The organism is Amycolatopsis sp. cg5, from assembly GCF_041346955.1.
In the GTDB taxonomy this organism is placed as follows: domain Bacteria; phylum Actinomycetota; class Actinomycetes; order Mycobacteriales; family Pseudonocardiaceae; genus Amycolatopsis.
Map to the genome: position 1 here is coordinate 5,040,259 of NZ_CP166849.1, position 23,810 is coordinate 5,064,068.

At 68.4% G+C, this 23,810-nt stretch carries 22 protein-coding genes; 8 read left to right on the forward strand and 14 right to left on the reverse strand.

The genetic code is table 11. The features are described from left to right. Positions 1-97 precede the first annotated feature (97 nt). Positions 98-799 (forward strand): TetR/AcrR family transcriptional regulator, encoded by a 702-nt coding sequence (locus tag AB5J62_RS22635; protein WP_370941909.1) that lies wholly within the window; start codon positions 98-100, stop codon positions 797-799. Positions 800-862: 63 nt separating this feature from the next. Here AB5J62_RS22635 and AB5J62_RS22640 read toward each other — a convergent pair whose 3' ends face one another. The 7 genes from AB5J62_RS22640 to AB5J62_RS22670 all read right to left on the reverse strand — a co-directional run bounded on the left by AB5J62_RS22640 (position 863) and on the right by AB5J62_RS22670 (position 6,245). Further along, positions 863-2,164 (reverse strand): serine hydrolase domain-containing protein, encoded by a 1,302-nt coding sequence (locus AB5J62_RS22640; RefSeq protein ID WP_370941910.1) that lies wholly within the window; start codon positions 2,162-2,164, stop codon positions 863-865. Positions 2,165-2,248: 84 nt separating this feature from the next. Continuing rightward, positions 2,249-3,010, reverse strand: coding sequence for an ABC transporter permease (locus tag AB5J62_RS22645; RefSeq protein ID WP_370941911.1), 762 nt, complete (start codon positions 3,008-3,010; stop codon positions 2,249-2,251). After that, on the reverse strand, positions 3,007-3,774 hold the full coding sequence (locus tag AB5J62_RS22650) for an ABC transporter ATP-binding protein (protein ID WP_370941912.1): 768 nt from the start codon (positions 3,772-3,774) through the stop codon (positions 3,007-3,009). Before AB5J62_RS22650 ends, AB5J62_RS22645 begins: the two co-directional genes overlap by 4 nt. Continuing rightward, positions 3,771-4,151: a DUF1048 domain-containing protein gene (locus AB5J62_RS22655; RefSeq protein ID WP_370941913.1), complete on the reverse strand. Its 381-nt coding sequence runs from the start codon at positions 4,149-4,151 to the stop codon at positions 3,771-3,773. The genes AB5J62_RS22650 and AB5J62_RS22655 overlap by 4 nt, the downstream gene beginning before the upstream one ends. After that, positions 4,148-4,477 carry a PadR family transcriptional regulator gene (locus tag AB5J62_RS22660; protein WP_370941914.1) on the reverse strand — a complete coding sequence of 110 codons (330 nt, stop codon included), beginning with the start codon at positions 4,475-4,477 and terminating at the stop codon, positions 4,148-4,150. Before AB5J62_RS22660 ends, AB5J62_RS22655 begins: the two co-directional genes overlap by 4 nt. A 155-nt stretch (positions 4,478-4,632) precedes the next feature. Further along, positions 4,633-5,037, reverse strand: coding sequence for a hypothetical protein (locus tag AB5J62_RS22665; RefSeq protein ID WP_370941915.1), 405 nt, complete (start codon positions 5,035-5,037; stop codon positions 4,633-4,635). Continuing rightward, positions 5,034-6,245: a hypothetical protein gene (locus tag AB5J62_RS22670; protein WP_370941916.1), complete on the reverse strand. Its 1,212-nt coding sequence runs from the start codon at positions 6,243-6,245 to the stop codon at positions 5,034-5,036. The genes AB5J62_RS22665 and AB5J62_RS22670 overlap by 4 nt, the downstream gene beginning before the upstream one ends. A gap of 127 nt (positions 6,246-6,372) precedes the next feature. Between AB5J62_RS22670 and AB5J62_RS22675 the strand changes: the two genes are divergently transcribed. Beyond that, a complete protein-coding gene (locus AB5J62_RS22675; protein ID WP_370941917.1) occupies positions 6,373-6,819 on the forward strand; it encodes a hypothetical protein in 447 nt (148 codons plus the stop codon). 9 nt (positions 6,820-6,828) lie between these two features. Here the strand turns inward: AB5J62_RS22675 and AB5J62_RS22680 are convergent, their stop codons facing one another. Further along, positions 6,829-7,533: a hypothetical protein gene (locus tag AB5J62_RS22680; protein WP_370941918.1), complete on the reverse strand. Its 705-nt coding sequence runs from the start codon at positions 7,531-7,533 to the stop codon at positions 6,829-6,831. Positions 7,534-7,535: 2 nt separating this feature from the next. Further along, the gene (locus tag AB5J62_RS22685) at positions 7,536-9,998 is read right to left on the reverse strand and encodes a polymorphic toxin-type HINT domain-containing protein (protein ID WP_370941919.1); all 2,463 of its coding nucleotides are present in this window, start codon (positions 9,996-9,998) and stop codon (positions 7,536-7,538) included. 115 nt (positions 9,999-10,113) lie between these two features. Here AB5J62_RS22685 and AB5J62_RS22690 point away from each other — a divergent pair, with 115 nt between their 5' ends. The 4 genes from AB5J62_RS22690 (at position 10,114) to AB5J62_RS22705 (ending at position 14,075) form a co-directional block, all read left to right on the forward strand. Further along, positions 10,114-10,761 (forward strand): GNAT family N-acetyltransferase, encoded by a 648-nt coding sequence (locus tag AB5J62_RS22690; RefSeq protein ID WP_370941920.1) that lies wholly within the window; start codon positions 10,114-10,116, stop codon positions 10,759-10,761. 45 nt (positions 10,762-10,806) lie between these two features. Then, positions 10,807-11,211: a RidA family protein gene (locus AB5J62_RS22695; RefSeq protein ID WP_370941921.1), complete on the forward strand. Its 405-nt coding sequence runs from the start codon at positions 10,807-10,809 to the stop codon at positions 11,209-11,211. A 277-nt stretch (positions 11,212-11,488) separates the two neighbouring features. Then, positions 11,489-12,628, forward strand: a complete 1,140-nt coding sequence (locus tag AB5J62_RS22700) for a serine hydrolase domain-containing protein (RefSeq protein WP_370941922.1) — start codon at positions 11,489-11,491, stop codon at positions 12,626-12,628. A 280-nt stretch (positions 12,629-12,908) separates the two neighbouring features. Beyond that, positions 12,909-14,075: a Cmx/CmrA family chloramphenicol efflux MFS transporter gene (locus AB5J62_RS22705; protein ID WP_370941923.1), complete on the forward strand. Its 1,167-nt coding sequence runs from the start codon at positions 12,909-12,911 to the stop codon at positions 14,073-14,075. Here AB5J62_RS22705 and AB5J62_RS22710 read toward each other — a convergent pair. Continuing rightward, complete coding sequence (locus tag AB5J62_RS22710; protein WP_370941924.1) at positions 14,026-16,803, reverse strand: BTAD domain-containing putative transcriptional regulator; 2,778 nt, start codon at positions 16,801-16,803, stop codon at positions 14,026-14,028. The genes AB5J62_RS22705 and AB5J62_RS22710 overlap by 50 nt on opposite strands. 269 nt (positions 16,804-17,072) lie before the next feature. Here AB5J62_RS22710 and AB5J62_RS22715 point away from each other — a divergent pair, with 269 nt between their 5' ends. Continuing rightward, complete coding sequence (locus tag AB5J62_RS22715) at positions 17,073-18,200, forward strand: acyltransferase family protein (RefSeq protein ID WP_370941925.1); 1,128 nt, start codon at positions 17,073-17,075, stop codon at positions 18,198-18,200. Positions 18,201-18,266: 66 nt separating this feature from the next. Here AB5J62_RS22715 and AB5J62_RS22720 read toward each other — a convergent pair whose 3' ends face one another. The 3 genes from AB5J62_RS22720 to AB5J62_RS22730 form a co-directional block, all read right to left on the reverse strand. After that, the gene (locus AB5J62_RS22720) at positions 18,267-18,671 is read right to left on the reverse strand and encodes a hypothetical protein (protein WP_370941926.1); all 405 of its coding nucleotides are present in this window, start codon (positions 18,669-18,671) and stop codon (positions 18,267-18,269) included. Between the two features lie 79 nt (positions 18,672-18,750). Next, positions 18,751-19,908, reverse strand: coding sequence for an amidase domain-containing protein (locus AB5J62_RS22725; protein ID WP_370941927.1), 1,158 nt, complete (start codon positions 19,906-19,908; stop codon positions 18,751-18,753). Between the two features lie 20 nt (positions 19,909-19,928). Then, entirely contained in the window at positions 19,929-20,288 is a 360-nt protein-coding gene (locus tag AB5J62_RS22730) for a hypothetical protein (RefSeq protein WP_370941928.1), read from the reverse strand. Positions 20,289-20,497: 209 nt separating this feature from the next. Between AB5J62_RS22730 and AB5J62_RS22735 the strand changes: the two genes are divergently transcribed. Beyond that, positions 20,498-21,403 (forward strand): hypothetical protein, encoded by a 906-nt coding sequence (locus AB5J62_RS22735; RefSeq protein ID WP_370941929.1) that lies wholly within the window; start codon positions 20,498-20,500, stop codon positions 21,401-21,403. Here AB5J62_RS22735 and AB5J62_RS22740 read toward each other — a convergent pair. Next, positions 21,387-23,792 carry an NB-ARC domain-containing protein gene (locus AB5J62_RS22740; RefSeq protein ID WP_370941930.1) on the reverse strand — a complete coding sequence of 802 codons (2,406 nt, stop codon included), beginning with the start codon at positions 23,790-23,792 and terminating at the stop codon, positions 21,387-21,389. The genes AB5J62_RS22735 and AB5J62_RS22740 overlap by 17 nt on opposite strands. Between the last annotated feature and the right edge of the window lie 18 nt (positions 23,793-23,810).

Genomic DNA, 23,810 nt, shown 5'->3' on the forward strand with positions numbered 1-23,810 from the left:
GCTCTGTGATTTCCGGCGGCTCAAAGTAACAGATACGGAGATGTAGCCCTAATCGTCCGACCATCGGCGCGCGTGTCGTCGCGCTAGTGTTCACGAGGTGGAATCCTCTTCGGCACACCCGGGTTCCGACGGCCGAGCCGCACGCTGGGCGGGCCAGCGCGAGCGCAGGCGTCGCGAGTTCGTCGACGCCGCGCTGCTGGCGATCGCCGAGCACGGCCCCGAGGTGACGACCGAGCAGATAGCCGACGCCGCCGGCGTCGCCCGCGTCCAGCTGTACAAGCATTTCGACGGCACGACCGACCTGCAGCGGGCCATCGCCGACCGCGCCACCGAGGCGATCACCACCGCGCTGCTGCCGATCTGGGAACCGCAGGGCAGCGCGCTGCAGATGATCTCCGTCGCGGTCGACGCGCACACCGGCTGGCTCGCCGACAACGGCGACCTCTACCGCTACCTCACCCGGCATTCCCAGATCGGCAGGACCGGCGGCCAGGACGCCATCGTCGACGTCAAGACCATCATCGCCCGCCAGCTCACCCAGGTCTTCGCGTTCTACCTGGCGGTGTTCGGGCTCGACACACGCATCGCCGACGTTCTCGCGTTCGGCGTCGTCGGCCTCGTCGACTCCAGCGCCGCGAACTGGCTCGAAAGCCCGAAAGGCATCACGCGCCCCCAGCTGGCCGAGCTGCTCACCCGCTGGATCTGGCACATCCTCGACGACTCGCTGCGCACCGCGGGCGTCGAGGTCGACCCGAACCTGCCACTGCCACCCCCGCCGCGCTTCGAGCCGCCCGGGTGAAAATCACCCGCGTGAGGGATGCCCGGCGCGGCCACTCTCACCGCGTGACCGAACCATCCGGCCTCACCCCAGGCAGGAGCGAACGGCCTTGGCCAGATTCATCGCCCGCGGGTCGTCGGGCCGGTAGTTCCAGAGGTTGGTGACGTAGCCGAACCCGACACCCGCGTCGGGGTCGGCGAAGCCGATCGATCCGCCGGAGCCCGGGTGGCCGAACGATCCCGGCCCGGTCAACGGCATCGGCGGACAGGCCCGCCAGAACCCGAGGGACATGTTGAAGGAGCGATCCGCCGGGATGTCGAGTCCCGGCGGCAGGCCGTACATCCGTGTCCTGCCGGTCTGAACCACGGTCATCCGCTCGACCGTCGAGGGCTTGAGCAGTCGTACGCCGTCGACCCTGCTGACGGTGGCCGCGTACATCCGGGCCAGCGATCGCGCGTCGGAGAGCATGTTGGCGGCCGGGAACTCCGCCGCGCGCCAAGCCCTGGTCCGGAACACGGCGGGGTCGGTCAACGCGCCGCCGAGCTCCCCCGCCCGTGACTGCGCCGAACCGGGGCTCCAGACGGCCTCGACCCACGCCCTGACCGTGTCCGCGCCGAGCCCGGTGATCGCGATCATCCCGGCGACCAGCTCCTCCAGGGTGAACGGCGCGGCGTCCTCGGTACGGGCCACCCGCGACTCTTCCGCCTCGGGCAACCCGATCCAGGCGCTGAGCCCCAGCGGGCCCGCCACCTCATCGGCGAAGAACCTGCCGAGCGACTTTCCGGTGATCCGCCGTACGACCTCACCGACCAGGAAGCCGTACGTGACAGCGTGGTAGAGGTGCTGGGTTCCCTTTCGCCACAACGGTTTCTGCGCTTCAAGCGCCCGGATGACCGGTTCCCAGGCACAAGCCTGCTCGAACGTCAGCGGCCCGTCGACGACCGGCAAACCCGCCTGGTGCGACAGCAGCCAGCGCACCGGGATCTCCTCCTTGCCGCCGGCGCCGAACTCCGGCCAGTACCGGGCGACCGGGGCGTCGAGGTCCAGCAAACCGCGCTGTACCGCCAAATGCGCGCAGATCGCGGTGGCGCCCTTGGTCGTGGACGCGACCTGGACGATGGTGTCCCGGCGCCACGGCCGGTTCGCCGCGCGGTCGGCGAGCCCGCCCCACATGTCGACCACCGGGCGGCCGCACACGTAGACACTGCACGCCGCGCCGATCTCACCCGGGTTCGCGAAGTTCGCACGGAACGCGTCGGCGACCTTCCCCCAGCCCTGCGCGACACCGCGCTCGGCCGCTTCCGCGCGTCCACCGAGACCGGCGATGGCCCCTGCGGCCAGCGCGGTCCGGCGCCGGACCTGCCGTTGTTCTGTCTTGTCTTCCATGTCGAATCCTCTCTCGATGATCCCGGCCGCGGGCATGACGAATAAGCCCAGGCACCGGGCGAAGGTCTGTTACGCAGGAAGTGGCTAGCCGAGCCGCCGTCGGTAGACAGCCATGGCGAAGAGATAGGCGACGACCAGAATGCCGACGCACCAGCCGAGCGCGATCCAGATGCCGGTGCCGACCGGCCGCTCGGTGACCAGATCGCGGATGGCGTTGACGATCGACGTCACCGGCTGGTGCTCGGCGAACCAGCGCACCGGGCCGGGCATCGTCGCGGTCGGCACGAACGCCGAACTGAGGAACGGCAGGAAGATCAGCGGATACGAGAACGCGCTCGCGCCGTCCGGCGATTTCGCGGATAGACCGGCGATCACCGCGATCCAGGTCAGCGCCAGCGTGACCAGGATCAGGCTGCCCGCGACCGCGAGCCAGGCCAGAATTCCCGCCCCGGAACGGAAACCCATCAGGAGTGCGACTCCCACGACGATCACGAGCGAGAACAGGTTCGCGACCAGCGAGGTCAGCACATGCGCCCACAGCACGCCCGACCGCGCGATCGGCAGCGACCGGAACCGTTCGAAGATCCCGGTCTTCAGGTCCGTGAACAGCCGGAGCGCGGTGTAGGCGACGCCGGAGGCGATCGTGATCAGCAGGATGCCCGGCAGCAGGTAGTTCACGTACGAGCCTGCCCCGGTGTTCATGGCGCCGCCGAACACGTAGACGAACAGCAGCATCATGGCGATCGGCATGACCGCGGTGGTGATGATGGTGTCCACACTGCGTGTCACATGCTTCAGCGATCGTCCCAACAGGACGGTCGTGTCTCCCCAGAAGTGTGGTTTCATCCCGATTCCTCGCTTGTCGCACCGACGACGGCGAGAAAGACGTCCTCCAGCGTCGGCTGCTTTTCGACGTACTCGACCTTGGCGGGCGGTAGCAGCCGTTTGAGTTCGGCGAGCGTGCCGTTCACGATGATCCGGCCACGGTGCAGGATCGCGACGCGGTCGGCGAGCTGCTCGGCTTCGTCCAGGTACTGCGTCGTCAGCAGCACCGTCGTGCCACGCGCGGCGAGACCCTTCACCGCGTTCCACACCTCGATCCGCGCCTGCGGGTCGAGCCCGGTGGTCGGCTCGTCCAGGAAGATCACCGGCGGATCCCCGATGAGGCTCATCGCGATGTCCAGCCGCCGCCGCATGCCACCCGAGTAGGTCGACACCCGCCTGCCACCCGCGCCGGTCAAGGAAAACCGCTCCAGCAGGCCATCGGCGAGGTCACCCGGACGGTCCAGGTGCCGCAACCGGGCGACGAGCATCAGGTTCTCCCGCCCGGTCAGTATCTCGTCGACGGCGGCGAACTGTCCGGTGAGGCTGATGGTTTCCCGCACCCCCTCCGCCTGGGTGGCGACGTCGAACCCGCCGACACTCGCCGCTCCCCCGTCCGCTTTCAGCAATGTGGACAGGATTCTCACGACCGTGGTCTTTCCGGCCCCGTTGGAGCCGAGCAGCGCGAAGATGCTGCCGCTCGCCACGTCGAAGTCCACCCCGCGCAGGACTTCGAGCTTCCCGTACGCCTTCACCATCCCGCGTACCCGGATCGCCAGTGTCCTCATGGGACGGTCCCGTCACCAGCGGCCTCGTCGATGGCCCGGACCAGCCGTTCCCGCTGCCGCGCGACATACCCGCCCTTGTCGTAGTTCCGCGCCAGCGCCTCCACGAACTCCACCGGGTCGTCGCCGACGATCTCCCTGATCGGCGTCCCGTCGGCCGCCGCCTGCTCGAACAGCTCCACGACATCTTCGAACAACGAAGCCGTGCCTTCACCGTCCAGCAGCCCGAAATGCATCAGGTACCGCTCGATCGCGTCGACCGCCATCCGGTGATTCGTCGGAAGCGCCCGCACCCGCCTCTTGTAACTCCACCATCGGCGTTTGTCGCCGACCACCGTCATGACGAACTTCGAGACCAAGCCGCCTTCCGACATGGTCATCTCCCTCCTTTGTGGAGCGTCTCGAGCCGTTCCGAGAGAAAGCCCCAGGTCTTCCAGAACTCGTCGAGGTACTGCCGCCCCTCGGAGTTGAGCGAGTACACCTTGCGCGGTGGCCCCTTCTCCGACGGAACCTTCGCCACGTCGACCAGCCCGCGCCGCTCGAACCTGATCAGCAGCGCGTAGACCGTGCCCTCGGCGATGTCGGAGAAACCCTGCTCCCGCAGCCACGCCGTGATCTCGTAGCCGTACGCGGAGCGGTCGGCCAGTATCGCCAGGACGATGCCCTCCAGCACACCTTTGAGCATCTCGGTCATCTGCTTGCCCACGAAGCCTCCTCGAACTACTCAGCATCACTGAGTACCAGTACATAGTAGCACTGACTAGTGAGAGCAGTGTCCAGTTCGGGCTGTTGTGCTCGTGGCAGAGCTACTCCGCGATTTGAGCGGGAAGAGTCAGCCCGACGGGGCCATGACGGCTTGCGTCAGATATCGAGGTAAGACCGGTTGAACCAGTCATCGTCGTCTTCGTCGGGCTGAGCTTCCGGCGGCGGTTCGGACGCTGCACGCAGTTCCGCCTCGGCGGCTTCGATGTCCATGCCTGCCAGCTCGTCGACCTCGCGCCGCACCGCCTCCTGCGCCTCGGCTTGCGCTTCCCGGAGTTCGGCAGGCGGAAGCTTGTCGAGCAACCGCCGGAACGCCGCGCCCTGCGCCGCGAGTTCGTCCGTAACGGGCCGGTGCGACAGCAGTTCGTGGGGTTGGCGAGCGCCGGCCAGGATGTCCTTGGCGAAGTCGGCCCCGGCTCCTGTTCCGGACGCGGCCAGGAGCCGCAACATGTTGTGCCGGGCGGTCGGCCACTGAGGGCTGTCCGCGGGATCGATGCCGGTCATGCGCGGATCCCCTGTCCGCAGTCCGCGTGCGGATGGTCGTAGGTGAAGGGCCAGCTGGGGATTTCGACGTGGCGTGCGGTGGCGCGGGTCGCGTCGACGAGGCCGGAGCCGAGTTCGAATTGGTGTGCCAGCGCCAGGATGGCGCTGATGGTCGCGCGGATGAGGCCGGTCTGGTCGATGGCGGCCATGACGAGCGAGACGAGCTGCTTGGCGTCGCCGCCGAAGAGCTTGACCAGCTTCTTGCCTTCGACGAGCGCGTCGATGACGTCGAGGATGAACCCGACGACGTCCTTGCCGGACTTCGCCGCCGCCGTCGCCCCCTTGGTGTAGATCAGCAGCAGGATGTCGATGAGGGCACCAAGGCCGTGCTTGAGATCCTGCATGAGGTGATACGCCGCCCTGGCCAGGCCGTCGATGGCGTCGCCGGCCGCGCCGCAGTATCCGGACAGGTCAAGGCATGCCTGGTGGTACTTGTCGAGCCAGTCCTTCGCGGCGTCGGCCGCCCGGCCGATCCATTGGTCCTGGATGCCGTAGCGGCCCTGCTGCATGTTGGCGGCGATGTCGGCGAACCCGGATTCGGCGTCGCGGAAGAGAACCGCCTGCTCCTGCAACGCTTTCCAGTCGCCGATGACGGCGCGGGTGGCCAGCTCGAAGATGTCGACGCCGGTGAGGTCTTCGACGAACCCGGCCACATCGCCCAAGGTGCCACCGAGATCGACGATCTCCTCGGCCGCTTTCTCGGCCTTGACCGGCCACCACTCCGGATTGTCGATCTTCTCCGCACTCGGGCCCGCGTAGTCGACGGGCGCCACTTCCCGGAACGTTCCCGCGGCGGCCGGATCGCGGACCTCGTCCGGGCCGACGCGTTCGGAGCCCATCTCCTTGAGCTGCCGGTCCAGCTCTTCCACCTTGGCGCGTTCGGTGTCGCGGTACCAGACGGCCGCGCAGTGCAGCGTGTCCCCCGCCGAGACGCCCGAACCGAACGCGAGCCCGAGGTGATTTCGCGTGTTGTGCTGCCAGTCGTCCAGCTTCGGCCAGATCAGCGCGAGCAGCCCTTCACCGTCGCCGCCGGTGCGGCCGCCGTCCACGATCGTCGTGCGGAAAGCCTGATGGAAGTCGCCTGCCCCGTCGCCCTGCTTGCGCACGAGGCCGGCGAGCCCGTCCACCGCTTCCGGGCGCACGAAGAACCCCGCTCCGGCTGCAACCATCGATACGCCTTCCGACCGGCCGTGTGGCATTTGAAGGTAGGATGTCACACGGACGGGATCGGTTCCATTGGCCGCTCAGCCACCTTTCAGGCCACGCCACCGTCGGCCACTCCGCTAGCCTTCGTTCATGCGTTCGCTGCTGCTCGCGCTCCTCTTCGCGTTGACCGCCTGCTCCACCACGGAAGCCAAGCCTCCGCCCATCGTCGCGGCGGGCACGCCGGTCGAGTTGCGGGTCGTGGTCGACGCCGGTGGCACGACACTCAAAGACAAGGCCGGCACGGAGTATCAGGTCGGGCCGGTGGCGTTGGTGCTGGCCAGGTTCACCAAGATCGAGGCCGGGGCAGCCGAAACGGGCGGCCACCATGTCCAGCTCGAGATGCCGGGCGACGACGCGGCCAAGTTCGCGAAGTTCACCGAGGAGAACGTCGGCAAACGGATCGCGATGGTCGTGAAGGGCACGGTCGTGATGGCGCCGATGGTGCAGAGCGCGATCACCGGTGGTGCCATCGAAATCTCCGGCGGGTTCACCGCGGCGGACGCGGGTGCGATCGCCGATACGATCAGGCGGGGCTGACGCCGGACCCTACCGGCTCGCTCGCTGACCGACGCTCGACGCGAACGGGGCCCAGGAGGCGTAGAAGGACCCGGTTTTCCACCGCGTGACGTTGTCGTCGGTGAAAGTGGTCGCCACGCGGTCGGCCAGTGACTTGTCGCTGTCGAGCAGACGCTGAGACACGAACAGCTCGGTCGGAAGCGGTTCCTTGGCCAGTTGCCGTGGTGTCGGGAACCTGAGTTCGACGCCGATTCCGCCATACAGCGCACCGCATTCGGTGACCGCGGCCTCGAGAAAGGTCTTGGCCCGGTCCACCAGCAGACCCGCGGCCTTGCGATCGCTTCCCGTCCAGATCGTCTCGGGGAGCCCGAGCACGGCCGCGCTCATCGCGATGCCGACGGGGTGGCGGTCCGGAGCCTCCTTCGGCAGATATTCGACGACGACCGTGCCCAGCTGGCGGTGCGAGAATCTGGCTTGGATCGCTCGTAGCTCCGGGTCGGCTCCGTCGCACAGCGCGGTGTGCCCGGCGGTGGTCACCGCGCGGACGTCCCGCGCGGCGCCCAGATCCGATATCCAGTCGAAGTCGAGTTCCGTCGGCACGACCGCGACGTGACCTGCGGGCTCGCACCCGAGTTCGCCTGCGACCCGGCACACGGCGGCGAACGTCTCGGTCTCGGAACTGTCGTCGTAGAGGCCGACCAGCAGGTGCGGCGGGTCCGGGTACAGCTCGGTCATGGTCACTCCCCCGTATTCCCGAGCAGCTTGAGCATCGCTCCGAGCTGGCCGTTGTTCGGGACGAAGGCGGTGACCAGTTTACCGGAGCTTCGATCGAACTGGGCGTTGAACCACTTGCCGTCGACCCTGATCAGGTAGGCCCAAGTCTTCGCCGAGCCACTCGACCACGGAACGACCTTGGTGCTGCGAGCCGCGCGCTCGATGAGGCCCTGCCACTCGGGCATCCTTCCCGCCCGGGTCGGCTGCCCGCCGAACCACTGCTGGGCATGGCGGTCGAAGGAGTGGTTGAGACCGGCCTCGGTGACCTGCGGGTCGATATCGCAGTTGTGGACCAGCACCGGGGTCTGACCCGCCGCCACGTAGAACGTGTGGACGTCGTCGACCGTGAGGTTGTAGGTGCGCTGCGCGGCCGGATAGGGGCGCACGGCGACGACGCGGACGGGGCCGTCGCCGGGCGAGTCGAGTTCGTGGCCCGCCTTCAGGTCCGTGGCGTCGGTCCAGGTCCCGGTGGTGGAGTCCCAGAACAGATGGTGCGCGGTCGCGACGATCTTCTTGATCCCGTCGGCCGACTCGACGAAGAGGTCGACGAAGTCCCGGTCGGCGTCGGTGACATGCACCGCGGTGACCACGTGGTGCTCGATCTGGTCCGTGCCGGGTTCGGCGTTGGTGACCACGTCACCCACCGCGACCTGTTCGATGGGCTTCCTGCTGCCGTCGGCCATCAGCACCAAGGTGCCCCCGACGAAACTGTTGACCCTGCAACCGAGACTGCCTGGCTGGACCCGCTTGCCGGCACCCGGCCGGGTGGCCGCCGCCGGGTTTTCCCCGGTTGACGTCTTCGCCGTGACGCCCGGTCCGGGCCGAACCGGCGTGACGCGAGGGACTTCCGCCGCGCCCGGGGGCGTGACCGCACGGCCCGAGGTCGTCACTGCCGATGGCGTACGGCCGCCACCGGACGCCGTCGGGGTGACTCGGGACGGCGCCGCGGCCTGGACTCCTTCGCCGGCCCTTGCCGGAGCGGTGTTCCGCACCGCCGCCGACGGCCGTGCCGCGCCGGGAACCCTGCCGGGGAAGCTGGGGATGAATCCGTTGGCGTTCCAGGTGATCCCATCGCCCATCTCGAGCATTTGCCCGGCGACCGTGCGTTCGGTCGGCTCGCCGTTGTTCATGCGTGCCGCGTTCGCCTTCTCGGGAAGCGCGGGGTCGCAGGAGACGGTCGCGCTGCTGCCGCGGCATGCTGTGTAGATCGCGGATTCGGTCTCTTGTTTGAGGTTGTAGACCGGGCGGCAGCCGGTGTTCGGCTTGCAGTCGGGCTGGTGCTCGTTCAGGGTCTTGTTCACTGCGGCTTGCAGCGGGCCGAGCGGTGCGGAGCCCGCGGGGATCGGGAAGCCGTTCAGGTCGACCTCGCCGGTTGCCGGGTCGAGGTTGCGCAGCAGGCGTGGTCCGACCCGCGACACGTATTTGACGTCCTGCGCGGCGGCTGTGCGGTACTTGCGGTTGGTGTCGCGTGCTCTGGCGAGTGTCTTGGCGGTGTCTTCGGCCTGCTTCGCCGCGACCGGGTCGCCTTGCTCGCGTGCCTGGTCGGCCTTGTATCTGGAGTCCGCGGCGTTGAGCTCGGCGCGTTCGGCCGCTTGCCGGTCCCAGGAGTCCTTTTGCTGCTGCCTCCAGTGCGGTTTCGCCTGGGTCCCGAAGCCGGGCTGGTCAGGAAGCAGGCGGACATCGTCCGACGCGGCGGTCCGGTACTGCCGGTTGGTGTCGCGCGCTCGGGTGAGGGACTTGGCGACGTCGGAGGCTTTCTTCGCAGCGGCTTCGGCGCCGGAGTTCGGCCATGCCGGGTCGACGTCTTTCGCAGCTGTGGTGGCCTTGCTCTGCGCGAGAGCGGCGTCCTTTTCGGTGCGTTCGGCCGCTTGCCGCTCCCAGGAGTCTTTTTGCTGCTGTCGCCAGTGCGGCTTGGGTTGCGGCTTGCCGTAGTCGGGATGGTCGTCGATGCGTTCGACGTTCTTGGCCGCGGCGGTGCGGTATGTCCGGTTGGTGTCGCGTGCCCGGGTGAGGGACTTGGCGGTGTCGGCGGCCTTCTTCGCCTTGTCGCTGTCGGACCCGGACTGCTTGGCGGCCTTCACCGCCTTGTCCTGAGCGACCGCGGCATCGTGTTCGGTACGTTGAGCTGCTTGTTTTTCCCACGAGTCTTTCTGCTGCTGACGCCAGTGCGGCTTCTGCTCCTGCGCCTTGTTCGTGGGTTGCTGCTTGACGGTGTTCGCGGGTTGCGGGTTCGTGGCCTTGTTGACGGGTGCGCTCTGCGCAGCCGGTTGCGGCAGCTTGACCGGTTTGCCGTTGCCGGGATCGACCAGCTGGGGCGGCCCCGCCTCGGCCGTTCCCGGTCCCAGCACAGCGAAGGCGACGGTCAGCAGCCCACCGGAAACCCCATAGAGGACCGCTTTCGTCAAATCGACCTTGGTGTCCCGCATGCCGTGGATCGTGACAGCGTCCGGTTCATCCGTGATTCATCGCCTGGCGGAAAGACTGGCGTTCCTGTCACACAACGTACGTACCGCTGCGGCCAACCCGGTAACATCATGACCGATGTTCACGAACGCGCCGGTGCTGACCGAAACGCTCCGTGTCAAGGAAGATGGCTGGACCGGCTGGAAGACCCGGCTACGGGAAGTCCGCGAAGGCGACCATCGCGCACTGGCGGCCTTCGACCGTAACTCCGACGGGCAAGCAGGCGGCTACCGGCACTGGGCGACGCATCGCGGACGACCCGACGACGACGGCGACGACTTCCACTACGCCATCGAGACGCTGCACAGCCGCACGCTGGTCGGATCGATCTGGGTACAGGCCGACCCGGCCGCCGGCCGGTTCAACTACGGCCTCGGAATCGGGACACAGCACCGCCGCTGCGGTTATGCCGCCGACGCCACCACGATCCTGCTCACGTTCATGTTCCGGCAGCGCGGCTACCACACCTGCGAGGTCTGCATCAACGGTGGCAACTTCGCCTCGCTGTCCCTGCACGGCGAACTCGGCTTCCGCGAAGAGGGCAGGCCTCGCGACACCGAACTGCTGCGCGGAACGGTCAAGTACCCGGTGCTCATGAGCATCACGGCGGACCGGTTCGCCGCGCATCACCCGACCTTGCTCGCCGCCCGGGGTCCGGTTCGGCCTTCGCGAGGCCGACACTGGCAAGAACGGCGTCGCGGACGGCATTGGCGGACGACGCCTTAGGCGGTTCGCTGGGCGCTGCCGTCAGCCGTCTGAAACGATCATTCGATGACTGACGTTCAGCTCATCCGGTCGGCGAGCCTCACCGATCGGGCTCCGTACGCCTACGCGGCCGTGGCCTCGGACGTTCGGCAGCTCGTGTTCACCGCAGGTGCCTGCCCGCTCGACGAGCACGGCGAAACCGTGGCGCCAGGAGACATCGCGGCGCAGGCCGAACAGGTGATGGCGAACCTCAAAACGGCGTTGGAGGCGGCAGGCGCGAGCCTCACCGACGTGGTCAAGACGACGGTCTACGTCGCCAGCCAGGATCGGAAAGATCTCACCACCGCGTGGAGTGTTGTGAGCAGCCATTTCGGCGCGCACGACGCGCCCAGCACCCTTCTCGGCGTCACGGTGCTGGGATATCCGGATCAGCTGGTCGAGGTGGAAGCCGTCGCGGCGCTGTTTCATTGAGCCGGAAAGGCAAACGTGGCGGGCGAGTGGAACCTTTGCTGCATCTGACGCAGCAGAGGTTCCACTCGGCTGGTGACTGAGGATCGCACGAGGCAGCCGAAGAAGGAGTCGTGAGTGTTTAGACCGGTTAGAACCGGCCGTACCACTCACGACCCTCAGCCCGGCCGGAGCACGCCACCTTGCCCTTCCCCTCAAATAACCGATACCACCGGGGGGGTATGCCGCCCTACTTGAGAATGACGACAGCGCACATCGAGGCGCCCTAGGTTCCTCGGACATGAGACGAACCTCGATCCTGATCGCCGCTCTTTGTGCCGCCACCGTCACCTCGACGGGCGTGGCCGCCGCGTCACCCGGCAGCGCTCTGCAGCGCGACGCCGACGCGGTCGTGGCCGACGGTTCTCCCGGCGTACTGGCCGAGCTGAGCACTCCGCGCGGCAAGACCAAGGTACGCAGCGGATACGGCGATCTGGAGCGCGAGAGCCCGGTGCCGTGGAACGCGCATTTCCGGATCGCGAGTTTCACCAAGACCTTCGTCTCCGCCACGATCTTGCAGCTCACGGCCGAGGGACGGCTTTCGCTCGAGGACACGGTGGACCGGTGGCTGCCGGGTGTGGTGGCTGGCAACGGCAACGACGGCCGGGCCATCACCGTCCGGCAGCTGCTGCAGCACACCAGTGGCCTGTACGACTATCTCCTGGACCTTCCGTGGCTGGAAGACGAGAAGGGCTTCCTCGAGCACCGCTACGACAAGATCAGCGCGCCCGAAGCCGCGAAGATGGCGGTCTCCCATGCTCCCAACTTCCAGCCGGGCGCACGCTGGGAGTACTCGAACACCAACTACGTCGTCGCCGGGATGGTGATCGAGAAGGTCACCGGCCGGTCGTGGCGCCGCGAGGTGACCGACCGGATCATCCGGCCGCTGGGCATGCAGGAGACCTCCGCTCCCGGCACGTCGCCGCGCATCCCGGCCCCCCACGCCCGCGGCTATCACCGGTTCCCGGTCGCCGGGACGAACGAACTCGGCGACTGGGTGGACGTGACCTCGCTGAACCCCGCCGCGGGCGGCGGCGCGGACGGTGAGCTGATCAGCACCACCGAAGACGGCAACAAGTTCCTCCAGGCACTGATGACCGGCAAGGTGCTCAAGCCCGCGCAGCTGGCCGAGATGAAGAAGACCGTGCCCGTCTCGGACAAGGCAGGCTACGGTCTCGGGCTGGCCTGGACGGCGACGTCGTGTGGCGGGTACTGGGGGCACGGCGGCGGGTGGCATGGTTTCGCGACCGGCAGTGGCGTGACCGAGAACGGGAAGCGCAGTGTGATGGTCACCGTGAACACGGTCACGCCTCGCACCGACAGCGAACACCCGGGTGACCCGATCAACACGCTTATCGAACGCGCGCTCTGCGACGGATAGCCGGTTTCGCATTGCTCGGTCAGGCTTGCGGCCGCGAAGTGGACGCGGCGGGTGGTCGTTGCTACCTTGGGCGACGTGTCCAGCCCCGAGGCCGAAAGAAGCTAGCCACCGGTAGTCCGGTGGCAGGCCACCACATCTCGCAGACCCGCGCCTGCACGCGCGAGGTCTCGGCCTTCTCATCGGGCTCACCGCACCACGGGTTTCGCCTGGACACCAGGCATTCATCGACGCGGCACCGCCGCGTCCTCATCCTCCTGTGATGTAGTTCTGGAGCCTGTCAATGCCTTTCGCCATTTACGTACTCGGGCTGGCCGTGTTCGCCCAAGGCACCTCCGAGTTCATGCTGTCCGGCCTGGTGTCGGACATCGCCACGGACCTCGGCGTGACGATCCCCGCGGTGGGATCGCTGACCTCGGCGTTCGCGGTCGGCATGATCGTCGGCGCGCCGCTGGTGGCCGTCCTGAGCATGCGGTGGCCACGCCGCCGCGCGCTGCTCGCCTTTCTCGTCACCTTTCTGCTCGCGCACGTCGTCGGCGCGCTGACCGGCAGCTTCGCCGTCCTGTTCGTCACCAGGGTGATCGCCGCGCTCGCGAACGCCGGGTTCCTGGCCGTCGGCCTGGCGACCGCGGCGAGCATGGCCGGGCCCCAAGCCAAGGGCCGTGCCACCTCGATCCTGCTCAGCGGGGTCACGCTCGCCTGTATCGCCGGCGTCCCGCTCGGCGCGATCCTCAGCGAATTCTGGGGCTGGCGCTCGGCTTTCTGGGGTGTCGCGCTCATCTCCGCGCCCGCGGTCATCGCCATCGTGGCGGCCGTCCCAGCCGAGCCGGTCGACCCGGACGCCACGAGCGCGAAGCATGAGCTGCGCGCGCTCGGTTCGCCGAAGCTGATCGTCACCCTGCTGCTGGGCGCGCTGGTCAACGGTGCCACGTTCTGTTCGTTCACCTATCTCGCACCGGTCATCACCACCGTCACCGGGTTGTCCAGCGGCTGGGTGCCCGCCGCGCTCGCGCTGTTCGGCGTCGGCTCGTTCGCCGGGGTCAACCTCGGCGGCAGGCTCGCCGACAGGCACCCGATCCAGCTGCTCTCGATCGGCTCCGCCGCGTTGCTGGCGGGCTGGCTGCTGTTCGCGCTCACCGCGGGCAACCCGGTCGCGGCGCTGGTCTTCGTGTTCGTCCAGGGCACGTTGTCGTTCGCGGTCGGCTCCACGCTGATCGCGCGGGTGTTCTACACCGCGGCCGGGGCGCCGACGCTGGCCGGCGGGTTCGCCACCGCCGCGCTGAACGTCGGCGCGGCGGCGGGACCCGCGCTCGGCGGTCTCGCGCTCGCCGCCGGGTTCGGGTTCCGCGCGCCGCTGCTGGTGAGTGCCGCGCTGGTGGCGGGCGCGATCGTCCTGAGCGCTACCCGGCTCGGATATCGCGACCGTCGCTCGGCGAAGCCGGTCCGGTGAGCGAGCGGGCGAGTCCGGCTTCCGGGGCTTCGAGTGCGGTGAACAGCGCGAGCGCCTGCTCGGCGTTCGAGTGCTGGCGGGAGAGGTCGCCGAGCCGCTGATGTGCTTGCGCGAGTCCCAGCAGGGCGCGGCCTTCCTCGTGCCGGTAGCCGATTTCCCGGGCCACCTTCAGCGCTTTGCCGTGGTATTCGAGCGATCGGTCCCAGTCGGACATGGCCGCGGTCGTTTCGCCGAATTCGTTGCACACTTCGGCTTCCAAACCGGGGTTGCGCAGCAGCCGGGCGAAGTCGAGCGACTGGCGGAGTGCCGCAACGGCCTCGTCGAATCGACCTTGGCGAGCGTGGACGTGGCCGAGTTCGCACAGCACGATTCCGCCGAGGCCGCCGTTGCCCAGACGCAGCGCGATGGCGCCGCTGCGGTCGAGGCACTCGGCGGCTTCGGTGTACTGGCCGAGGGTTTCGTGGTGGAAGCCGAGGTTGTTCAGCGCGATGCCTTCCAGCAGCTCGTGGCCGGACCGCCGAGCGACCGCCAAGCCTTCTCGCGCCAAGGCCAGTGCTTCTTCGAGTCGTCCGCGCCGTTCGTTGAGCTGCGACAGCGCGGAGAGCGCCGAATTCTCCAGCACGTCGTCCTCGTGCTGCTTGCCGAGCAGCCGGGCCGGTTCGGCGTCGGCGAGCGCTTCCTCGTAGCGGCCCAGCCGGTAGAGGGTGTAGCCGCGGCAGCTCAACGCCCAGCCGTGCGCCACTTCGCCGGGTTCGGTGGCGGCGACCGCTTTGGTGTGCAGGTCGAGGGCTTCGTGGAAACGTGCTCGGGTGTCGAGGAAACGGAAGATCGTGGTCGACAAGCGGCTGAGGTGGCTGGGTGAGCTGATCGCCAGCAGCACCGGCGTTTCCGTGTCCAGCCAGTCGGCTGCCCGCTGCTGGTCGGCGAAGGCGGGCGGTGGTTCGACGGGGTTGCGCAGCGGCGGGCGGCGGTAGGTTTCCTGCGGCGCCCAGCAGTCCATCGCGACCGCGGCGGCGTGCACGTAGTAGTCGAACAGGCGGGTCAGCGCGGCGTCCCGGTCCGCCGCGGTGTCCGTGCGGCCGGCGAGTTCGGCGGCGTAGCGGCGAACGAGGTCGTGCATGCGGAATCGGCCTGGTGCGTGCTCCTCCAGCAGATTGGCCGCCGTGAGCGCGCGGATCGGGCTCGACCCTCCGATGAGGACGGTCGCGGACTTCGCCGCGATGTCCGGTCCTGGTGCGATTCCGAGCAACCGGAAGGCGCGGGCCACGTCCTCGTCCAATGCCCGGTACGAACAGGCGAACACGGCGCGCAGGCTCGACGGGAGTTCCCCGCCGTCGAGAGCGTCCAATCCGGACTCGGCCAGCTCGGTTGCCAGAGCGTGCAAGGGAAAGCCCGGCTGAAGAGCAGCGCGTGCGGCCACCACGCTCAACGCGAGCGGCAGACCCGCGCAGTAGCGCAGAATCTCCTGGATGGCGTCCGGCTCTGCGGCGACCCTGGCGCTGCCGAGCCGCCGGGCGAGCAGCTCGCGACCGATGGTGTCGTCGAGTGTCCGCAACGTGATCGGGTGCGCCGCGTGGCCGGTGACCAGCCCCGTCAGCTGGCTGCGGCTGGTCACCAGCACCGTGCACGAGCCGCTGGGGAGCAGCGGCAGCACCTGCGTGGTCTCGCGGGCGTTGTCGAGCACGATCAGCATGCGCCGCCCTGCCGTCATGCTCCGCAACAGCGCCGCTCGGCTGTCGAGCCCGGCCGGGACGGCGGCGGGCGCGACGCCGAGCGCGTCGAGCAGTCCGCGCACGGCCGTCGCCGGGTCGAGCGGCTCGCCGGCGGGATCGAATCCACGCAGGTTCAGGTACAGCTGGCCGTCGGGAAAGTGTGCGGCGTTGTCGTGCGCCCAGCGCAGCGCCAGCCAGGTCTTGCCGAGTCCGCCGCCGCCGGTGATCACCGAGATGCCGGACTTCGGCACCGCGTCGAGTTCCGCGGTCCGGCCGGTGAAGGCGATGGGCGCCGCGGGCAGCTGCCGGGGCGCGACCGGGGTGTCCGCGGCGAGTATGCGCTGGTGAAGCTCCTTCAGCCGCGGTCCGGGGTCGGTGCCCAGTTCTTCCGCGAGCTTGGCCCTGACCTCCTCGTACCGCCGAAGCGCGTCGGCGTGGCGACCGTCGAGATGCAACGCGAGAATCAGCTGGGCCGCCATTCGCTCGTCGACCGAGTCCGCGATGCGGGCGGTGAGGTCGTCGATCACCTCGAGGTGCCTGCCCACCTTCAGCCGCAGGTCGTTGCGGTCGAGTTCGGCGGCGAGCCTGCGCCGCTCGAGGCTTTCGCGGACCTCGGCGAACCAAGGCGAATCCGCCCAGGTGAACGGCACCCCGCGCCACAGCGCGAGCGCCTCGTCGAGCAAGGGCAAGGCATGCTCGACAGTATGTGCTCGCTCGACGAGGTGCTCGAAGCGGTGCAGGTCGATGTTCGTCGGGTCGGCCTCGAGCAGGTAGCCGCCGCCCTGCCTGCGGATGGAGACATCATGCGAAGCCAGCGCGGTGCGCAGCCGGGACAGGTAGCTGTACAGCGAATCCCGCGGGCTCGACGGCAGCCGGTCGCCCCAGACCCGGTCGGCGAGCTGGTCCAGCGAGACCGCCTGGTTGACCGACACCAGCAGCGCGACGAGCACGTCCCGTTGCCGCGCGTGCCCGACGTCCACGGGCGCTTCGAACTCGCCCAGCAGTCGAAAATCCATGGTCAGACCCCCCAGCCACCGTTTCTAACCGCTTCGGTCGCCCTGTTCAAGGTTCACCGAAGGAATCCCCACGATAGCGACGGCACCGTGAGGCCCATGATCTCGTTCGACTACGTCCAAGCCCGCATCGACGACCTGCGCGTGGAGTTCGAAGCCTCGGCTCGCTGGCGCGCCCGGATGCTCCACGCGGTGCACCGCCTGCGCCGGGTTGCATGATTTGAAGCGCGACGCAACCTCGGGTGGTGGGTGCCCGTCACTCAGTCGTGATCTTGAAAAGGAACCGCGCGCTCGCGGCTCTCACCGGCGGCGCACCGATGAGCCACGCCGAGTACCTCAACACCCGCCATTTCGACGGCCTGACGGGTCTGCGCGCGCTGGCCGCGGTGTCCGTGGTGCTCTTCCACTACGGCGGACCGGCGCTGGGCCCGCTGGCCGGGTGGATCGCGGTGCACCTGTTCTTCGTGCTGTCCGGGTTCCTGATCACGACGTTGAGCCTGCGCGAGGAGGATCGCAACGGGCGGGTGTCGCTGCGCGCGTTCTGGGTGCGGCGGGTGTTCCGGATCATGCCGGTGTACTACACGGTGCTGGCGCTGACGGCGGTGTTCGCGCTGATCGGCGGGGTGTACTGGAGCAGCGGGCTGGGTGCGGCGATGCCGTTGTATCTGGTGTTCGGCAACGAACTCGTCGACTTCAACACCCCGCTCGGCATGTCGTGGACGCTGGGGGTCGAGGAGAAGTTCTATCTCGTCTGGCCGGCGGTGCTGGTGCTGACCGGGTTGGCCGCGAGCCGGAAACTGTGGCTGCGCACGGGAATCTGCGTGGCCGTGGTCGCGGCGATCGTGTTCGGGGCGTTGCCGCTGACGCCGGGAACCGGCTGGGCGAAGCTCGCGGTGAACTACGTTTCGCTGGTGATCGGGTGCGGGCTGGCGTTGCTGATGCACCACCCCAAGGGCTTCGCGCTGGTTCGCCCGTTGACACGGCCGTCGGTCGCCGTGCCGATCGCGCTCGGGTTCTGCGTGTTCCAGCTGTCGGTCGGACCGCTCGTCGAGCTGGTCGGCGGCTTGTGGCGGTTCGTGCCGATCTACGCGGTCGTTTCGGCCGTTCTCCTGGTCGCGGTGATCGCGCCCGGCCCGGTGCGGCGCGCGCTGGCGTGCCGTCCGATGAGGTTCGTGGGCGATCGGTCGTACGGGCTGTATCTGAGCCAGGTGATGGCGGCCGCGGTGACCGGTCTCGTCGCGCCGCCCGGCTGGGTCAAGGCGATCGCCACCGTGGCCGTCGCGCTCGGGATCGCGTGCGTGCTGTACCGCTGGGTGGAGACGCCGATGATCGCCCAGGGCAGGCGGCTCGCGGCGAAGCTGCCCAGCCGGAAGCCCACAAGGCAGCTGGTGGCGGCTTAGACGCGACGTGGGTCGTGAGCGTTGCGGGCGGTTAGAACCGCCCGCAACGCTCACGACCCCCATGGGCTATTTGTTGACGCAGTAGCTGGTCAGCAGCGGTCCGCCGGGGTTGTCGAGCGTGATCCAGATGCAGCCACGGACCACCGGCAACCAGACGCCACCCCAGTTGGTGGGCGCCGTCAGCCAGTGCCACTGGCCGTCGGCGAAGACCAGGGTGCGACCGGCCTGGCCCGCGAGCTGCCGGCCCGTGGAGTCGTAGAAGGCGGTCGTGGCGGCCACGTACCGGTTCGAGTAGCAATAGGCGTGGAAACCGCCGTCCGATCCCCAGTTGGTGACCGTGAGCTGCACGTTCGCGATCTCGCATGCCGCCGCGGGCGCGGCCTGAGCCGGTCCCGCGGTGATACCGAGCCCGCCCATGGCCAGTATGAGTGCCAACGCCGTGGTGATGAAATTCTTGCGGAAAATCCGCATGGTCCCTCCCGTTTGTCTACGCCCGGCACCGATTCTTCGCCCGGCGCCGGGCGTCGACCACCCACAGGAGCTCCCACACTTACGGGGCGTCGATGAGGTAACCGAAGTAGAAGCCGAAGTTCGGGCTTCGCTTCATCGACTTCTCCCACACCTGCTGCAACGGCACGTCCCGCGTGTCGGTGGTGTGGTACGAAACGGTCTTGGTGATCCAGTCGTCCACGTTCGGGTAGGCGTCCCCGGTGATGATCATGACGTGGTCCCAGTGCCCGTCCACCCCGGGGCTGCCGTTGGCCAGATCCCAGTCCGCCCAGATGACGTCACCCCGGCGTGAGTGGTTCCCGTTCAACGTGACCCGGCGCGGCGTCGAGTTGTCGATCGCGAAGTAGCGGAACATGTCCGCGACCGACCAGGTCTGGCTGTAGCCCGCGTGCGTCGAGAGGTAGCGCATGTACCAATTGCCCTTGTCCGTCGGATTCCCGAACGGACCGGGGTTGACGACGTGCAGCCACCCGCCCGCGCTCATCGCCTGCGAGACGAAGTTGGTGCAGTCGTTGCCGAAGGAGGGATACGCGGAGTTCCGGTCGAGCGCCCACCGCTTCGCGTAGTCGGCCATCGCCTGGCGGTTGTAGGGCGCGCCGGCCACCGAGTTCACCTGGGCAGCTTCGGTTTTCGCCGCCGTCGTCACCTGCCGCTCCCCCGGCCCGCCGGTACGCGCGGTGGTGAAGTACGGCAACGGATTGACCGAGCCGATGGGCAGGTCGAGCGTGTCGGACGCGATCTCCCAGGTCCCGGCGGCACCGGTCAGCTCGATCACGTGGTCGACCCGATAAGAGGTCTTCTCCGGCATGGAAGCACTCGCGCGCCGCGCGAAGTAGAGGTCCGTACGCTCCTCGATCTTGACCGTCGCACCGGTTCCGTGCTTCTGCACGACAGGCTTTCCCATTGTCACAACGGCTTTGCCGTATTCCCAGAGCGATCCGGCCCACCGCTGACGGAAAGCCTGCCCTTCACGCGCCTCGACGGCCGCCTGGACCTTGAACCCGGCCGTCATCGCCGCACCGGCGGATCGCGCCGCGGGCGCATTGGTCACGTCGTCGGCCCGCGCCTGCACGTACTGCTCGATGACTCGCGACACCGCGTCTTCAGCTGTCGCGGCGGAAGCGTTGCCGGCCACGGAAGCGGCCAACACCACCGAAGTCGCGGCGAACACACCGGCTCTCTTGCTCAGATTTCGCATCTCGGCTCCTTTCCGGCGGGTCAGCAAGGCGGCAGCACGTTGGTCTCGTCGTAGATGTACTGGTCGCGGACGAAGCCGCGCGCACCGTTGTCGGCCGTGGTGAAGTCCCAGCGGTTCGGATGCGGGGCGCCGCCGCCATTCGGGTCACCCTCGTACCGGCAGGTGAACCAGTTGTACTCGCCGTAGAGGTACCCCACGACCTTCCCGGCCCACTCGACGGGGATGTTCGGCCGGTTGTAGCAGTAGAAATGTCCGTTGCCCCACGAGCAGGGCGGCGACTCGACCCCGGCGGCGGTCGCGGACGCGGCGGGCGCACCGGCCACCGCGATCGAAACCACGGCCCCGAGCACACCGGCTGTCGCCACGATTTTCTTCAGCACGAATTCCTCCCAGTGATCGCACAACGGCGAAATCGCCGTCGGCCAGGGAAATTTCTAGTCGCTGAGCGTTGTCCGATGTCGCTCACCGCGCGGCGGACATCAACTGCCGGACATCAGATCCGTCATCGGGTGGAAAACTCCGCCAAACGGTCTTGACGGGTGAGGCAGGATGTCTCCCCGGGGGAACTGGGGTGACTGGAGGAATTCCCATGCGCAGAATCCTGGCCATACCGTTGCTCGTGTCCTCGCTCCTGTTCGGACTGTCCGGTCCGGCGATCGCGGCGACCAAGGTGATCGTGCTTCCCGGAGCCGCCTCCGCCGAAGGGATCACCGACGCGGGCGGCGGCACGTACTACACCGGCGACCTGGTCGCCGGCACGATCTTCCGCGAGAACCTCAAGCGGGGCACCGCTGAACGGTTCATCGAAGCGCCGCCCGGCACCGGCGCCGCGGGCCTGGACCTCGACCGGCGGCACGATCTGCTCTTCGTCGCCGGCGGCAAGGAGGGCAAGGCGTACGTCCACGACACCCGCACCAAGGCGAGGATCGGTGACTTCACCTTCGGCGATCCGGCGACGACGTACGTCAACGACGTGGTCGTGACGCCGTACGGCGCCTGGTTCACCGACTCGTACCACCCGCAGCTGTTCTTCGTGCCCACCACCGGGGGTGTGCTCGGCACGCCGCGGACGCTGGCGGTGACCGGGCCGGGTGCGGGCGGCTCACCCGGAAACTTCTTCATGAACGACGTCATCGCGACACCGTCCGGTGACACCCTGCTGGTCGCCGCGACCACGCCGGGCAAGGTGTACACGATCAACCCGATCACCGGCGCCAGCAAGGAGATCGCGGGCGTCAACGCGCCCAACGTGGTCAGTCTCGTGCTGGAAGGCCGTCGTCTCTGGGCGGTGCAGCTCGACGACACGATCAGCCGCTGGTGCCTCGACGGCGACCTGAGCCATGGTGCGGCGGCGGGCGTGATCAAGGACGAGCTGTTCGATCAGCCGGTCTCGGCGGTCAAGGTCGGGAACCAGCTCGCCGTCGTGAACTCGCACATCTTCAGCGGGTACCCGCCGACCAGCCCGACCTACGAAATCCTCATGGTCGGCGCGTAAGCTCACCGGCCAGTTTTTCGGCAACGGCACGCATGGCGGGTGCGTCGTACGCGGCGCACTCGGCCAGCGCGCGGACCCGGTGTTCGCGGGCGACGTCCGCGTCACCGGTTTCGTCGGCGACCTCGGCGAGCCGCACCAGGATCTCGATGCGGCTCTGCGGTATCCGGGTGGTCTCGAACGCGGTCGTCAACTCGTCGGCCGCCTTCTGCAGCTGCCCGGCGGCCAGGTAAGCGGCGCCGCGCAGCTGCATCACCCAAGTCACCTTCGAGGTGATGTCGTGCTTGCAGTACAAGGATTCCGCTTCTTCCAGCAGTTCCAGGACGGTCGGCAGATCGTCGGCCTCGGGCAGGCATTCGACGTGCCGCGCCAGCACCGAGGCCAGCAGCTCGTCACCCGCCGAATTCTCGGCGTAGGCACGCAGGTATGTGACGCATTGACGGTGCGCCGCCTCCGATTCGGCGCGTTTCCCTTGCTTGCCAAGGAACCACGCGAGCAGTCCGATCGCGACATGGCGGCCGACCTCGTACCCGATGACGCCGTACGCGTCGGCGGCACCGGTCGCATCGGCGATCGCCTTGTCCTGCTCACCGCGATGCCAATGGATCGACGCGCCGAAGTAGAGGTGCCGCGAGAGTCCGAGAGCGTCCATCTCGCCGGCGAACTCGGCGGCACCCGCGTGCGCCTGTGCCGCTTCTTCGAGCTGGCCGCACAACTCCCACAGCGTCCAGGACAGGAAGTCGAGCTGCCGTGCCTCCGCCCGCGTGTCGCCGAGTGCGCGAGCCGCGGCCACGCCCGCGCGAAAGACCTCACCCCACAGTTCACCGTCTCCGCCGCGCAGAAGCGCGAACCACGCCATCGCCTGGGACAGGTGCAGCACCCGCTGATGCTCGCCCAGCTCGACAGCCGAACGCAGCGCGCCGCGCCAGTGCTCGAGTTCCGCGGCCAGCCAGCGGTCCGCGCACTCCCGGTTCCGGATCGGCTCCGGTTCGCCGGGCGCCGCCGCCGGAATGTCGTCGTGCCACGCCGTCTTGAGCCCGAGCACCGCGGTGTCGTCGAACCGCAGCGCGGCCTTCGTCGCGGTCGTGAGCAGCCAATGCCGGACCCTGGTAGCCGCCTCCAGTACGGCGGCCGGGTCTTCGTCCAGTTCGAGACGCTCGCGCGCGAAGGCACGCAGTAGGTCGTGCTGTGTGTAGCGGCCGGGTACTTCGCCGACTCCGAGCAGGCTCGCGTTCGCGAGTTCTTCGAGCGCGGCCTCGGCGACGTGCTCGGTCTGTCCGCTGACGACCACGGCGAGCTCGACGGTGCTGTCGACACCCGGTACCAGCGCGAGCCTGCGGAGCATGACCGCGGCGGCGGGCGTGAGGTGCTTGGCGGACAGCTCGAACGCTGTCCGCACCTGAAGTCCGCCCGCGGCGAGCGCGGACAGCCTGCGCCGCTCGTCGACGAACCGGCTCGCGAAGTCACCGACCGTCCATTGTGGTCTGCTGGCGATCCGGTTGCCCGCGATGAGCAGCGCGAGCGGCACCCCGCCGCACAGCTTCGCGACGCGTTCGGCCATTTCGGGCTCCGCCTCGACGCGAGCCAGTCCGATGATGTCACCCAAAAGAGCGACAGAACGGTCCGCGTCCAGCGGCCCCAACGACATTCGGTAACCGGCGTTGAGTCCCACCAGGGTGCTCCGGCTCGTCACCAGCACCACGGAGCCGGGACTGTCCCGGGTCAACGGGCGCGCCTGTGCCTCGTCGAGGACGTTGTCCAGGACCAGCAGCACCGCGCGGTCTCGCAGCAATGACTGGTACAGCGCCAGTTTGCCGTCGAGGCCGGCCGGAATGCCCCGCTCCTCGACGCCGAGCACGCGCAGCAGCCGATGCGCTGCCCGCTCCACCGGCAGCGGCTCCTCCCCCATGCCGTGCATGTCCACGAACAGGCAGCCGTGGTCGAACCCGGCGGCCAGCCGGTGCGCCGCGTCGACGGCGAACGCGGTCTTGCCCACCCCGGGCAGCCCGTGGATCACCGCGACCCGCGACGGCGACGCGGCATCCGGGTCCCGCACGAATCCCTCGAACGAGTGATACTCCTGGTCCCGTCCCAGCACCGGGGTGAGCACCGGCGGCACCGCGCAGAGCGCGGAGACGTCCGTAACAGGATCGGTGCCCCCGTCCCGGTCACCCCGAGCCAGCCGGGCGAACTCCGCGGCCTCCTCACCGCACAGTGCGAGACCTTCGACGAGCAGATCGATCGTGCTGCGATGCGGCGTCGTGGCCCTGCCGCGTTCCAGGTAACCGATCGTGCGAACGCTGACCCCGGTCCGCTCGGCCAGCTCTCCCTGGGTCAGCGGGATCCGCATCCGATAAAACCGCAGGAAATCACCTAAGCCGGTCGCGCTCACGGTCGCATGGTGACACAG

Excerpts from the sequence above, each read along its gene's own strand:
- AB5J62_RS22720 (WP_370941926.1), bottom strand. The coding sequence starts at position 18,671 with ATGCGGATTTTCCGCAAGAATTTCATCACCACGGCGTTGGCACTCATA.
- AB5J62_RS22710 (WP_370941924.1), bottom strand. The coding sequence starts at position 16,803 with ATGGATTTTCGACTGCTGGGCGAGTTCGAAGCGCCCGTGGACGTCGGG.
- AB5J62_RS22665 (WP_370941915.1), bottom strand. The coding sequence starts at position 5,037 with ATGACCGGCATCGATCCCGCGGACAGCCCTCAGTGGCCGACCGCCCGG.
- AB5J62_RS22700 (WP_370941922.1), top strand. The coding sequence starts at position 11,489 with ATGAGACGAACCTCGATCCTGATCGCCGCTCTTTGTGCCGCCACCGTC.
- AB5J62_RS22685 (WP_370941919.1), bottom strand. The coding sequence starts at position 9,998 with ATGCGGGACACCAAGGTCGATTTGACGAAAGCGGTCCTCTATGGGGTT.
- AB5J62_RS22695 (WP_370941921.1), top strand. The coding sequence starts at position 10,807 with ATGACTGACGTTCAGCTCATCCGGTCGGCGAGCCTCACCGATCGGGCT.
- AB5J62_RS22675 (WP_370941917.1), top strand. The coding sequence starts at position 6,373 with ATGCGTTCGCTGCTGCTCGCGCTCCTCTTCGCGTTGACCGCCTGCTCC.
- AB5J62_RS22655 (WP_370941913.1), bottom strand. The coding sequence starts at position 4,151 with ATGACCATGTCGGAAGGCGGCTTGGTCTCGAAGTTCGTCATGACGGTG.
- AB5J62_RS22690 (WP_370941920.1), top strand. The coding sequence starts at position 10,114 with ATGTTCACGAACGCGCCGGTGCTGACCGAAACGCTCCGTGTCAAGGAA.
- AB5J62_RS22645 (WP_370941911.1), bottom strand. The coding sequence starts at position 3,010 with ATGAAACCACACTTCTGGGGAGACACGACCGTCCTGTTGGGACGATCG.
- AB5J62_RS22735 (WP_370941929.1), top strand. The coding sequence starts at position 20,498 with ATGCGCAGAATCCTGGCCATACCGTTGCTCGTGTCCTCGCTCCTGTTC.
- AB5J62_RS22640 (WP_370941910.1), bottom strand. The coding sequence starts at position 2,164 with ATGGAAGACAAGACAGAACAACGGCAGGTCCGGCGCCGGACCGCGCTG.
- AB5J62_RS22670 (WP_370941916.1), bottom strand. The coding sequence starts at position 6,245 with ATGGTTGCAGCCGGAGCGGGGTTCTTCGTGCGCCCGGAAGCGGTGGAC.
- AB5J62_RS22725 (WP_370941927.1), bottom strand. The coding sequence starts at position 19,908 with ATGCGAAATCTGAGCAAGAGAGCCGGTGTGTTCGCCGCGACTTCGGTG.
- AB5J62_RS22650 (WP_370941912.1), bottom strand. The coding sequence starts at position 3,774 with ATGAGGACACTGGCGATCCGGGTACGCGGGATGGTGAAGGCGTACGGG.
- AB5J62_RS22680 (WP_370941918.1), bottom strand. The coding sequence starts at position 7,533 with ATGACCGAGCTGTACCCGGACCCGCCGCACCTGCTGGTCGGCCTCTAC.
- AB5J62_RS22705 (WP_370941923.1), top strand. The coding sequence starts at position 12,909 with ATGCCTTTCGCCATTTACGTACTCGGGCTGGCCGTGTTCGCCCAAGGC.